The sequence below is a fragment of the Microcystis sp. M049S2 genome (assembly GCF_020245625.1).
Lineage (GTDB): Bacteria > Cyanobacteriota > Cyanobacteriia > Cyanobacteriales > Microcystaceae > Microcystis > Microcystis ichthyoblabe_A.
Map to the genome: position 1 here is coordinate 1 of NZ_JADBUN010000047.1, position 12,504 is coordinate 12,504.

11 protein-coding genes are annotated in these 12,504 nt (G+C 40.1%); 3 read left to right on the forward strand and 8 right to left on the reverse strand.

What is annotated here, in order from left to right; all coding sequences use genetic code 11:
* Positions 1–170: 170 nt before the first annotated feature.
* The 5 genes from IM496_RS04070 to IM496_RS04090 all read right to left on the reverse strand — a co-directional run bounded on the left by IM496_RS04070 (position 171) and on the right by IM496_RS04090 (position 4,361).
* Positions 171–1,124: an asparaginase gene (locus IM496_RS04070; protein ID WP_194016309.1), complete on the reverse strand. Its 954-nt coding sequence runs from the start codon at positions 1,122–1,124 to the stop codon at positions 171–173.
* Between the two features lie 22 nt (positions 1,125–1,146).
* Entirely contained in the window at positions 1,147–1,650 is a 504-nt protein-coding gene (locus tag IM496_RS04075; RefSeq protein WP_002763155.1) for a CGLD27 family protein, read from the reverse strand.
* 5 nt (positions 1,651–1,655) lie between these two features.
* Positions 1,656–2,060 (reverse strand): ribosome silencing factor, encoded by a 405-nt coding sequence (rsfS, locus tag IM496_RS04080; protein WP_046661427.1) that lies wholly within the window; start codon positions 2,058–2,060, stop codon positions 1,656–1,658.
* Between the two features lie 55 nt (positions 2,061–2,115).
* Positions 2,116–2,712 (reverse strand): bis(5'-nucleosyl)-tetraphosphatase (symmetrical) YqeK, encoded by a 597-nt coding sequence (gene yqeK, locus IM496_RS04085; protein WP_287661299.1) that lies wholly within the window; start codon positions 2,710–2,712, stop codon positions 2,116–2,118.
* A gap of 80 nt (positions 2,713–2,792) precedes the next feature.
* Positions 2,793–4,361, reverse strand: a complete 1,569-nt coding sequence (locus IM496_RS04090) for a YcjF family protein (protein WP_287661300.1) — start codon at positions 4,359–4,361, stop codon at positions 2,793–2,795.
* A 330-nt stretch (positions 4,362–4,691) separates the two neighbouring features.
* Between IM496_RS04090 and IM496_RS04095 the strand changes: the two genes are divergently transcribed.
* The 3 genes from IM496_RS04095 (at position 4,692) to secF (ending at position 8,162) form a co-directional block, all read left to right on the forward strand.
* Entirely contained in the window at positions 4,692–5,675 is a 984-nt protein-coding gene (locus IM496_RS04095; protein ID WP_002752113.1) for an alpha-ketoacid dehydrogenase subunit beta, read from the forward strand.
* A 26-nt stretch (positions 5,676–5,701) separates the two neighbouring features.
* Positions 5,702–7,108, forward strand: a complete 1,407-nt coding sequence (secD, locus tag IM496_RS04100; RefSeq protein ID WP_194016303.1) for a protein translocase subunit SecD — start codon at positions 5,702–5,704, stop codon at positions 7,106–7,108.
* 121 nt (positions 7,109–7,229) lie between these two features.
* On the forward strand, positions 7,230–8,162 hold the full coding sequence (gene secF, locus IM496_RS04105) for a protein translocase subunit SecF (RefSeq protein ID WP_194016301.1): 933 nt from the start codon (positions 7,230–7,232) through the stop codon (positions 8,160–8,162).
* A 134-nt stretch (positions 8,163–8,296) separates the two neighbouring features.
* Here the strand turns inward: secF and IM496_RS04110 are convergent, their stop codons facing one another.
* The 3 genes from IM496_RS04110 to IM496_RS04120 are packed head-to-tail and all read right to left on the reverse strand — an operon-like array spanning position 8,297 to position 12,405.
* Positions 8,297–10,294: a serine/threonine protein kinase gene (locus tag IM496_RS04110; RefSeq protein ID WP_194016299.1), complete on the reverse strand. Its 1,998-nt coding sequence runs from the start codon at positions 10,292–10,294 to the stop codon at positions 8,297–8,299.
* Positions 10,295–10,327: 33 nt separating this feature from the next.
* On the reverse strand, positions 10,328–12,001 hold the full coding sequence (locus IM496_RS04115; protein WP_194016311.1) for a protein kinase domain-containing protein: 1,674 nt from the start codon (positions 11,999–12,001) through the stop codon (positions 10,328–10,330).
* 47 nt (positions 12,002–12,048) lie between these two features.
* A complete protein-coding gene (locus IM496_RS04120) occupies positions 12,049–12,405 on the reverse strand; it encodes a protein kinase domain-containing protein (RefSeq protein WP_194016297.1) in 357 nt (118 codons plus the stop codon).
* Positions 12,406–12,504 lie beyond the last annotated feature (99 nt).

Here is a 12,504-nt window from a genome sequence, read left to right on the forward strand (position 1 = left end):
CGGTTAACAATTTGTAATATTCCTTGTTGACACCCTTACTGACAAAGAAAAAACTGAAATCAAGTCAGGATAAGGGTTGGAGTGCTTACTGCAAAAATTGTTAAGAAAGATCCCTATAAGGGATAGCTTATTAAGGGGGGTATCTGACAATTTTTAACAGCTACCCATATTTATAACAAAGCCATTTCTCCCACCACTTCCAAGCGGGTATAACTGCCGATTTTAAGGAATTTTTCCGAGAGAGATTCGGCCACATTGGGAGTAATCCAGCCTAACTGTTTAAGAATTTGCAAAGCGGCGGCATATTTAGCCCGTTTGGAACCATCTAAAGCTTTAATTGCTAATCCTAAACCCTCACCGACGCGCCCAATACATTGAATCCCTTCGGCCCCAGCTTTACTGACGATTTCCCCTTGGCTAACCTGCATTAATTCCGTATCAAAAGCCCCTTCTCCTGCTACCATGCGGGGATGATAGGTCATCGCCCGGACGATTCTTTCTAAGTCTAAACGGTTGCCAGAGGCTAACTGGGCGTAGAGATGGGCCATTTGCCCCAACTGCATTGAATAAGTGGGCGCACCGCAGTCATCGTGGGCGCTGATTAATTCATCTCCCGGCATCCCCAATAATTCGGCAATTTTGCTTAAAATTAGCTTCTGTATTTGACTAGAACGCCGCAGATAGCTATTTAACGGCCAGCCACGCTGTTGACACACCGCTAACATCCCGGCGTGTTTACCAGAACAATTGTACTGAAGGCGACTGGGTTTACCTTCCGGGAGAGGACATTGCAGGGCATTAGGATCGATATCGGCGCGCCAGAGAATATTAAAGACTTGACGGGCGTGTTCCACCGTGCCTTGATGAGAACTACAGATAATGGCTAGATCCTTATCGTTGAGATCGTAGCGTTCGAGGGTGCCGGTACTGATGACAGCCAGTGCTTGAAAAGGTTTTAGGGCGGAACGAATAAAGGCGCTAGTTTCGGCGCTGCCGGCGGTGGATAATACCCGGCCGCGGTCATCGCAAATAGCGGCCTCGACATTATGAACCGATTCAATAATACCTTCCCGGAGGAGATGAATTTCTAAGCGGTGGGTTGGTGAACGTTTTACCCTATTCATTCAGATTGGTGATTGGTTGCGGTTAGTGAGTGAAAAATAGCCAAAAAAGACCACTGATAGCGACAATTGCCCCTAAAATCAGGGCGGTTTTTTGTAAACGCTGGAGAATGGGCTGGATTTGATAGGAGACGATTAAACGATCGCGGGTTAAAATGGCGGCGGTTTTTGTCCAAATTTGGCCATCATACCAGCCCGACTCTTCATAAAATACTTTCTCCGATTGCAAGCGGTCATAGACGTAGATCCAGCCCAGATACAAGCGCAATAACACCAATCCTACCAAAATTGTCGAGCCAAAAATCCCCGCGCAGAAGAAGAGAAAAGGGGCTTTTTTAAGGGGAAAACTAGCGGCGGCAATCGGTCCGACAATTAACCATGTCCACAACCATAACCAGACAATTTTTTTTGTATAAGAGGCTACATCTAGCGTCGCCCAACGGAAAAACCAAGATTCTTTTAATTGTTCGTACTCGTTCACCGGTTGCTGTTCTTCCGGGACGGGACAGAAATCAAGGGAGGATTTCATGGATTCTACTCCTCCAAATGGTCGCTAGGTAGAGGAATCCGTTGAGCATGACCCCAAAATGCTTCTAAATTATAAAATTCTCGCTCTTTTGGTAAAAAGATATGGACAATGATAGCGCCATAATCCATCAGGATCCAGCTACCTTCGCTTTTTCCTTCCACTTGTCGGGGGGATTGTTGCCATTCTAGTTCCATAGCGGCTTCGATCGCATCCTCGATCGCTCGCACTTGGGTGGTAGAATAGCCGGTAATAATCAGAAAATAATCGGTTAAATAACAGATATCGGCGACTTTCAGGATGGCGATGTCCCCTGCTTTCTTGTCCTCGGCAGCGGTAACAATTGTCTCTAGAAAATTTTCGGTCTTGAGATTTTCGGCGACGGGGGTAATAATTCCAGTGGGATTGGTCATTCAGGTTGTGGTTATCCTTTGGCTGAGGTGGTTGTAAGCGAGTCTTGAGATTATGTTAATCAATGGTTTTAGTTTCTGTTGGTTGTTCTTTAACAATTTGTAACGCCCAGTTGCGCGTTAGCACGGTGCGGGGATGAATGGGACAATGGCTACTTAAAAGATATTTTAGGGAATAATCACAGGTTTGTTGAAGGCTTTTATGGAGATTTTGATAGCTGAGTTGTCGTAGGGCGTTTAATTCGGGTGTATCGCCGCGATTGGGTTCCAAGGCATCGGCAATAAAGACTATACAGCTAAGATCGCTCATATTGGGTTTACCGAGGGTATGATTGCGAATCGCTTCGAGAATTTCCTCATCGATAACGTTAAATTCTTTTTGGGCGACAATTGCACTCACATCAGCGTGGAGTAAGTGGGGATGGGATGCACAGATATTATCCACGTCTATTCCCGCCGATTCCGCCATTTTTAGCAGTTTTTTGGGCTTGAAAAATTTAGCCAGATCGTGTAATAATCCAGCTTGCCCTGCTTGGACGGAATCGAGATCGTGATGACGAGCTAAATCAATACACATGGTCTCCACACCAAGAATATGGCGCAGACGGTGTTCGTTGACGTTTTCTTTTAACCAGTCGATAACTTGCTGTCGCATCTTTTTTTTGCCCTTGCGGAACCCCAAAACGATTGTAACAATTACTATACAATTTTGCCTATCGCTCCCGGGTTCGATCTTTACCAATCATCCTCGCGACTAGCTTCTAAAACTTCTTCTTGCTGCCAATCATCCTGAAAAGGTTGTACCACTTTACCGATCGCATCGGCCACAAAAGACTTAATAAATTCTTCCTTGCGACTAAGTTGAAATTGTCTTTGTACCACTTCCGTCATACCACCATCACCCCAGTCTTGATCCTGACGGAAATATTCAATAAAACTTTTGCCAGCAATGCGGGTTAAATAGGCGGCGCTGACCCCTTGAATTGCCTTACCGACTATATAGGTAGTAAAATTTAACTGTAGGATTCTGGCTAATAATTCTACTGCTCCTTTCACTACTCCCAAACTAACTAGAGTTTTACCCAAAGATAGAGCCAATTCCTTGCCTCGATCGCTGTTAATTTCACAGCCATAAACTTGACCAATTTCCCTGACCATTTGAGCATTAACCGCCGCCGTTGCTAACATATCGAACACTGGTAAGGGAGTCACCGCAATCACTCCCGCACCGATCCACTGATAGCGATCAATAATTTTATCAGCTTGGCGACGACGTTGGCGATCAATAATTTTCCTAGCTTCTTCTCCTAATCTTTGGGATTGTAAGAGGATATTATCTGCCACTAAATCCTCCCCTTCGGCCCGTAAAACTGAAGCCAAACGTTTAATTAAAGCTAAAATATCTGGTTCCGGTGTGATGATTTGTCCACCGGTTAACTGTACTGGTTGGGGATTAGCGGCGACGGCAATAATATCGGCTGAAAGGACAACTCCTTTAAGACGTTCTCGTAATTGTTTTAAAATAATGTCTCGATCTTCATCGCTATAGAGATCGATTTTATTAAAGACTAAGAGAGAACGTTTACCAATATCAATTAAACCCAATAAAGGGCCGTATTCCGATTGTCGAATATCGTTATCGATGACAAATAAAAGTAAATCTGCTTCCGTGGCTAATTGTCGCGCTAACTGTTCCCTTTGACCTCCGGCCGCGCCAATTTCGAGAATGCCGGGGGTATCGGTAATTTGAATTTCCCGATTCACACCTTTCATTTTTAAACTATAGGTTTCCCCTTTTTCCGTGGTTCCCATGGTTGCCTCCACATTGCCCACCATTTGACCGATGAGGGCGTTAATTAGGGAGGTTTTTCCCGCCGATCCTGTGCCGAAAACGATGATTTTAACTTCTTTTCTGGCTAAACTTCGCTCAATTTCTTGGGAACGATTAATAAAAACCTGTTGAGTTACTTTATCTTGAATTTGCTCCACTTGTTGCCGGATAGCTTTTAAGGTTTCCCCGGCGGCCTCGGTTTTTTCTACTGGTAATTTTAGGGGTGGACGGGAGGAAGAACGCAATCCGCGGCGACTTTTTTGCTGCTGGGGCAGCAGATAAAAGTAGTACAGAAGAACGTAGATCAGCAAGCCCAGCAGTCCGATAATCAGCAAAAGCAGAATATTAGCTAAGATAGGAGCGGTAAAGGCGATCTGGATGTAAAGACGATAGATAGAGTTGACTAACCACAACATTAATCCGAAAATAAAGCTCAGACCAATGATTAAAGTGGCAAGACGGGGTAATTTCATCAGCTTTAACGGTAGGGGGTTCCTTAATCTTGATCTTAGTTCTTTGCCGGCCGATTGTCGGGAACTAGAATAGACTATTATCTATAGTCATAATTGTTTTTATTTACCTCGTTGCAGGGATCTCCCTTGCAACGCATTTCCAGAGGTTCTACCTCTTGTATAACCCATCAGGAAACGGAGGGAGACCTTCCCTTGTCTCATTCCTTCTCCCATCTCCCCATTTCATAATTCATAATTCATAATTCATAATTCCCTCTCCCTTCGGGCCAGAAAAGGGGTAAGATAATAAGTTTAGTGATAAGATGACGGAATTGTAAGCGGGGACTTGATATGGCAGAAACCCTATTATTTAATGCTTTGCGACAGGCGATCGATGAGGAAATGGGCCGCGACCAGACAGTATTTGTTTTGGGTGAAGATGTGGGTCATTACGGTGGTTCCTACAAAGTTACCAAAGATCTCTACAAAAAATATGGCGATTTAAGGGTTTTAGATACTCCCATCGCTGAAAATAGTTTTACGGGCATGGCAGTGGGGGCAGCCATGACGGGATTGCGTCCGATTATTGAAGGCATGAATATGGGTTTTCTTCTGCTTGCCTTTAACCAAATTGCCAACAATGCTGGGATGTTACGTTATACTTCCGGCGGTAATTTTAAAATCCCCATGGTTATCCGCGGTCCGGGGGGTGTGGGGAGACAATTAGGTGCGGAACATTCCCAACGTTTAGAGGCCTATTTTCACGCGGTACCCGGACTAAAAATTGTCGCTTGTTCCACTCCTTACAACGCCAAAGGTTTATTAAAATCGGCGATTAGAGATAATAACCCCGTGCTTTTCTTTGAACACGTTCTTCTCTATAATCTCAAGGAAAATTTACCTGATACCGAGTATCTTTTACCCCTCGATAAAGCGGAAATCGTTCGCAAGGGAGAAGATATCACCATTCTCACCTATTCGCGGATGCGTCATCACTGTTTACAGGCATTAAAACAGTTAGAAAAAGATGGCTATGATCCAGAAATTATCGATTTAATTTCCCTGAAACCCTTTGATATGGAGACGATTGCCGCTTCGATTCGCAAGACTCACAGGGTGATTATCGTGGAAGAATGTATGAAAACGGCGGGAATTGCTTCCGAGTTAATTGCTTTAATTAACGAGCAGTTATTCGATGAATTAGATGCCCCCGTGTTAAGATTATCTTCCCAAGATATCCCCACACCTTATAACGGTAATCTAGAAAGATTGACGATTATTCAACCTAATCAAATTGTCGAAGCTGTCCAAAAAATGGTCGGCGATCGCATTTAACAAATTCTCCTTTTGATACTGAAGTTATGCAGAGACAAAATTGGTTATTGTTACTGATCATCGGCCTGGTTGTTGCCTCGATCTTTATCCTGATTAAGTTACCCCTACAATTAGGTTTAGACCTGCGCGGGGGTAGTCAATTAACCATTCAGGTTAAACCCACGGAAACCGTGACAACCATTCAACCTAATGATTTAAAAGCCGTACAAAATGTGATTGAAAATCGCGTTAATGCCCTCGGTGTTTCTGAATCATTAGTGCAGACTGTGGACAGTAAAAATCAGGTAATCGTGCAACTACCAGGGGTCACAAATCCCAAAGAAGCGGAGAGAAACTTAAATGTTCAGGCCCAATTAGAATTTCGTCAGCAAAAACAAGGTACAGAAGGAGAATTTCGGGCTGAATATTCAATTTTTCAACAAAAAAAGCTGGAATTAGCCGCCCTTAAAGCCGAGAATAAACCCGAAAATGCCGCTAAAATTGCCGAACTAGAACAATCTCTGCAAAAATCTAAAGAGGCAATTTTAAATTTATTTGAGTCGGTGGACTTAACCGGAAAAAATCTGCAAAATGCCACTATTAGTTCCACCCAAGGCACTAACTGGGAAGTGGCCATTACTTTCGATTCGGAAGGGGGCAATAAATTTGCCGAACTGACTAAAGCGATCGCGGGTACGGGTCGCAGTATTGGGATTTTCCTCGATAATGAATTAATTAGCGCCCCTGTGGTTGATGTGCAGTTTGCCCAAACGGGAATCACGGGAGGCCGGGCCGTGATTACTGGTAATTTTACCGCCGAAACTGCCAACGATTTAGCGATTCAATTGCGCGGTGGTTCCCTACCTTTCCCCGTTAAAGTGGAAGAAATTCGCACCGTCGGGGCAACTTTAGGCCAGGATAGTATCCGTCGCAGTATCTACGCTGGTTTAGTGGGTTTACTGTTAGTTTTAATCTTCATGGCGGTTTATTACCGTTTACCCGGTATTATTGCCGATATTTCCCTGATTATCTATACTATTCTCTCTCTGGGGGCTTTTGCCTTAGTGGGAGTCACCATGACGTTACCCGGTATTGCTGGATTTATCCTCAGTATCGGCATGGCAGTTGATGCAAATGTACTAATTTTTGAGCGTACCCGGGAGGAATTAAGGGCCGGAAAATCCCTATTTCGGGCAGTAGAGTCGGGATTTTATCGGGCTTTTTCCAGTATTCTTGATAGTAATGTCACTACTTTAATCGCCTGTGCTGCCTTATTTTGGTTGGGTTCAGGATTAGTCAAAGGTTTTGCTTTAACTTTAGCCATTGGGGTAGCTGTGAGTATGTTTACCGCTTTAACCTGTAGTCGCACTCTCCTGTTAATCACCGTGTTAAACGTCCCTAGCATTCGCCAAAAACCCCAACTTTTCTGCCCTAATTTACCGGCAAATCAGTAGGGTGGGTTAGGCGACGACAAGTTATGCTGTTAACCAATAATTTCATATTCGCCGTAACCCACCGATTGCCACTCCCTACTCCCCAAATTCCTTTTTCCTTTTTACTTTTTACTTAATCAATATGGCATTTAGCGTTACAAAACAGCGTAATTTTTGGTGGACAGTCTCGGCCCTGCTGACGATTGGTAGTATTTTGGCCATGGTAATTTCTTGGTTCACTATTCAAGCGCCTTTGCGACCGAGTTTAGATTTTGTTGGTGGCACGAGAATTCAGATAGAATTAGCCTGTGCCAAAAAGAATAACTGTGAGAAACCCTTAACTACTGCCGAAGTGCAAGCAATTTTAGACGAGGAGGGATTGGGTAACAGTAGTGTGCAGGTGTTGGATAAATATACTTTATCGGTGCGGACGAAAACCCTCGTAGAAGAACAGAGAACGAAATTACTCGACACCTTAAACCAGAAAATTGGCACCTTTGACCCCGAAACCAGTCAAATCGATACCGTCGGGCCGACCATTGGTCAAGAATTATTTAGGTCGGGGTTTTTAGCTTTATTAGTGTCATTTTTTGGCATTGCTGTCTATCTCAGCTTCCGTTTTCAACGGGATTACGCTTTTTTTGCCATTGTCGCCCTGCTGCACGACGTTTTGATCACTTTAGGGGTCTTTGCGGTTTTAGGCTTAATTGCGGGGGTAGAAGTGGATAGTTTATTTTTGGTTTCCCTCTTGACAATTGTGGGTTTTTCTGTTAATGACACAGTGGTAATTTATGATCGCGTCCGGGAAAATTTTGTCAATACCCCCGAATTATCCGTGGATGAAATTGTCGATAATGCGGTGAGTCAAACCCTAAGTCGTTCGATTAATACCACCCTGACCACTTTATTGCCTCTGGTGGCGATTTTTCTCTTTGGTGGCAGTACCTTAAAATATTTTGCCCTAGCTTTAATTATTGGCTTCGTAGCCGGGGCCTATTCGAGTATTTTTATCGCTAGTACCCTACTAGCTTGGTGGCGCGGTCGTTCCCATCGAAGCAAGGCTGTGCAAGCTTAAAAATGGCTTTTAGTTGTCAGCTAAATTTTTTGGCCAATTTCGTCAAATATCGGTTTTAATATATTTGCCTCGTTCTTCAACCTCGGACTTTAAATGATCAGCTTTCCTTCGTCAAGCTTTCCAGTTGATGCACTTCATTTTTTATTGGCATTTCGCTTTTCCCAGTGACGATATTGATTAACTAATCTAGCCCTGTTGATATGTGGATATAGTATCATAAAAATCAATAAAAAACTTGTCAAAGCTAATGCTAATAGGACATAAGGATTAAACCATCCAACCACTGAACCAGCACCAATAGCAATACCTAATCCTATCGTTAACAGGATAAAGATGTAGCCTTTGTCAATTTGCTTATTCTTGAATTTTGATTCTGTTGAATAAAGCAATATACTTGTAATTGAAGCGATCATAGTACCTTTGGCGAATCCTATAGCTCCTTCTTGAAAATTAGACGCTGATACAATCATAACTAAAGTATATAGTTCCCCTAGTAATCCTCCTATAAATGGAAATATACCTACCTCCAGAAAAATCCAAGCGAATGTTAGTAATACAAGAATTGTTAGAGGATAATATGAAAGCCATTTTTCTGAACCTGTAATCCGAAAAATTTTCGTCTTGTAGTAATCCGGTTCGATCAATGATTGAATTAGAGAAACAATAAAAATTAAGACAAAATACGGTGAAAAGGGTAAGAAAAATAATTTTGATAATTGTGATTTACAGATTTTAAATAATGGCAATAGAGAACCAACAATACCTGATGTAAAAGCAATGGCATAATTGTTAGTCAAGACATAAAAATCATTTTCGGATGTAATCAAAAACCTGTCAAATGTAAAGGTTTTCAGAATGTCATCTGAAAGGAAAATTTTTACACAAAATACAAACCAAAGTAACACTGAAGCTAAAAGTAAATAAGGAGGATGTTTTACTTTTTCAATAGGTAGAGGAGCAGTATTAACAATAAGCTTTAACTTCTTAGATTTTTGGTCAGTATTACTGATTAAAATAAGCTCACGCTCATATATTTTGTCTGCCATCAAATGGCTAGTATCAACAGTGACAATAAATTCATGATGATTTCCTTCAAACGTATGAGGTGTAATTGTAATCCAAGGATGACTATTTCTTGAATAAAGGTCATTTTCATGAGATACAATTGACCACTCTCCTTGTAAAATAGTGTTAGGAATATCATTAATTACAGTAATTGATGACGTAATATTCTCATTTATTTCGTTGGCGGTTAACACTAATTCTGATGCACTAAGCTGGACTATTGGAGAGCGAATTAAGTAGAGTGGTTTCAATGCTTCTAATGCTTCTTGAGCATTTTGAAAGCGTTTTTCCACGTCTCGCTCTACCATTTTTTCTAGCCAGCCAATAAACTGTAAACTCAATTTGGGAACGAGATGTTTAAAGCGAATTTTGCAATCATTATATTGATCTTGTAATTCACTAATTTTATCAGAATTTATGCCCGTTACTAGGCAAATTAAAGTTAAGCCTAATCCATATAAATCAGAGGCTTTTGTTAATCTTTTTCTTAAAAATTGCTCCGGTGCTATAAAAATGGGTGTACCAGCAAAAATACTGCTATTATTTACCTCTCTACTGCCCATCTTTGCCAAGCCAAAATCAATCAAATAAACTTTTAATTGATCATCTAGCAAAATATTATCTGGTTTAATATCTCGATGATAAATTGGTTCAGGGTATCCTGTTTTGTCCTGTAAATAAATTAATATATTTAACAATTGTATAGCTATTTTTTTGATTTGTTCTGGATTATAACTACGAGGATTAGATAAAGGTTGAGCATTTTTAAACTCTTGGACTAAACACAATCCATTGCCTGAGTCAAAATGATCGAGATAACGAGGAATTTGTGGATGATTTAATTGTTTTAAAACATCAATCTCTCGTTCAATTGCTTTATATTCTGTCCAATTTGCGTTGGAGTTACAAAATCTAAATTGTTTGATAACAACGGGAGTCTGAGTTCTAGTCATTATAGCTTGGTAAGTGATTCTTCCTCCTAAACTATTTATTCCTAACTCTCTGACAACTTGATAGCCATAGTCTTCAAAGTTTGGTAAATTGGTATGATAATAGCTGTTTTCCATAGCTTGATGACCTCTTGGTTATTGGTTTTAACTTTAGTAGATGTTCTTGCTGTATTTAGTTATTATTCGACCATAATAAATGGGCGGAAATAGCAATAGTATTAACAAAAGAATACCAGTAATTAGCAAAGTTGTTAGAATATAAACATTATGCCAACCAACTTGTGAGCCAATACCTGAAGCAATAGCAAGTCCAATTGTTAGATATAAATATAGAAGAATTACTATTTTGTTGGTGTAACCTTTTTTTGCAAAGCTGAGATTAACCATTGGAAGTAAGAAAAATCTCAATCTTTTTGAAAGAAACATATAAAATATATGTCGATTAAGTGATAGAGGTAAATAAAAAAAAGCCCCAAATAAATATCCCCAAAATATTTTAAATATTGTAATGAACAGAAGATCTAATAACCCAAATGAAACCCAGTGTAAGACGGGCATTGGAAGAAATGTATTCCCTATAAAATAGGGTAAGATAAAAGTGAATGTAACCGCTAAGTAAACAAGCCAAATAGCAATGTAAACAAAAGAAGTTTCATCTATTATCTTTTTTTCGTTTTTGGAGTTTGGGTTATTAGTATTACCCACCAATACGAATGCATGGCAGATGCCAAAGAGAAGACCAAGAGATGCAGATGTGGGAAACAGATACCCATGCCGATTCATAGGCATAGCAATATTTATTCTAATTATGTCCAAACTTGTAGCTAAACTTATAATAAAATCAGGCAAGAATGCCATCATAGTTCCTACTATCGCACCTAAATACATTATTGCCATTGTACCTATTAATATTAAAATAGAATCCATTCCAAGAACGGCTAATGCTGCTAAAATTGTAATGCTCAATTGAAGGATAAGATTGTCCTGTATCCAAACAAATCCCGATCCAATTGTAAAAATAAGATATATTCCAGCTAAGAGTAAATAAGGAGGTAATATAGGCTTGGGCAACGGGGCAGTTTTGATACTAATATTAAATGGTGTGTTATTCTGACGAGCATTGCTTTCAAAAATAATTGTACGCTGATAAACCTTATTAGCGGTTAGCTTACCGGTATCTATCTCAAAAGTACATGAAATTTGATTCCCCTTAAATCTTTTACTTTTAGGATAAAAAATAGTTAACCAATCATGACGGCGAGATTCTTTTTGCTGATAAGATAAAATAGATCCTTCTAAAACTGTCTCAGGAATTGGATTATTAAATTCAATGCTTTGAATTATTTTTTCTCCTAAACACTTAGCTTCACAGGTAAAACTACTTTGACTCAAATGAAGCTCAGGAATCCGAATTAACTCCAAGGGAAGAAGCGCATTTAAAGCTTCTTGTGCGCTAGAAAATCTTTGATCTGGGTTAAGTCTTACAAGCTTATCTAGCCACTCAATAAAAGAGAAAGCTAGATGAAAGACACGAGTTTTAAAATCTATCTGAAAGTTATAATCTACTATATCCACAAAATCTTTAGATTGAATCTTGCACAACAGACCAATTAAGGTAGCACCTAATCCATATAAATCCGTTGCTTCGGTGAGAGGAAGATTATTTACTTGTTCAGGAGATATAAAACCAGGAGTTCCTAAAGCAATACTGCTTAATGCCGTTGCCTCTCCTTCTCCAATTTTGGCAAATCCAAAATCAATTAAATAGACATTTAAGTTATCGTCAACTAGGATATTTGGCTCTTCTCGACTTTGTGTGATAATTTTTGCTTATGGAATCGTGAAATGCTTATCGGGCAACACTTTTAGGACTATTTTGTCGAAGAAACTATCAGTATAGACCTCGTTTCCACACAGAAACCAGAAGAGCCGATATTTTCGGGCTTAATATCTCGATGAATAATCGGAGGAAGTAAACTCTGAAGATAGACAAGAATCTCTAAAAGCTGAATAGCAATACTTTTAATCTCTTCTGGTGTAAAATTATTATTTTTTGCTAAAGTTTGTGCATCGATAAATTCTTGAACGATACAATAACTAGCAGATTCAGTCTTAAAGTCATCTAAATAACTAGGAATTTTTGGATGATGGAGACTCCGCAAAGTTTGAATCTCCCTCTCAATTTGGGCTCTTCTAGGTTCTGTGTGAGCATGGTATAATAGTAACACAGAACAGGAGGTGGGTTATGTGGATAAATTTTGATCAACTCCTCGATTTACCAAATGTAACAGTGGTCAATTATCAAAAAATTGCTCAGACAATTTTCC

What these genes read in the sequence shown, in the direction of transcription:
- IM496_RS04070 (WP_194016309.1), bottom strand. Translation starts at nt 1,124, where the DNA reads ATGAATAGGGTAAAACGTTCACCAACCCACCGCTTAGAAATTCATCTC.
- IM496_RS04075 (WP_002763155.1), bottom strand. Translation starts at nt 1,650, where the DNA reads ATGAAATCCTCCCTTGATTTCTGTCCCGTCCCGGAAGAACAGCAACCG.
- rsfS (WP_046661427.1), bottom strand. Translation starts at nt 2,060, where the DNA reads ATGACCAATCCCACTGGAATTATTACCCCCGTCGCCGAAAATCTCAAG.
- yqeK (WP_287661299.1), bottom strand. Translation starts at nt 2,712, where the DNA reads ATGCGACAGCAAGTTATCGACTGGTTAAAAGAAAACGTCAACGAACAC.
- IM496_RS04090 (WP_287661300.1), bottom strand. Translation starts at nt 4,361, where the DNA reads ATGAAATTACCCCGTCTTGCCACTTTAATCATTGGTCTGAGCTTTATT.
- IM496_RS04095 (WP_002752113.1), top strand. Translation starts at nt 4,692, where the DNA reads ATGGCAGAAACCCTATTATTTAATGCTTTGCGACAGGCGATCGATGAG.
- secD (WP_194016303.1), top strand. Translation starts at nt 5,702, where the DNA reads ATGCAGAGACAAAATTGGTTATTGTTACTGATCATCGGCCTGGTTGTT.
- secF (WP_194016301.1), top strand. Translation starts at nt 7,230, where the DNA reads ATGGCATTTAGCGTTACAAAACAGCGTAATTTTTGGTGGACAGTCTCG.
- IM496_RS04110 (WP_194016299.1), bottom strand. Translation starts at nt 10,294, where the DNA reads ATGGAAAACAGCTATTATCATACCAATTTACCAAACTTTGAAGACTAT.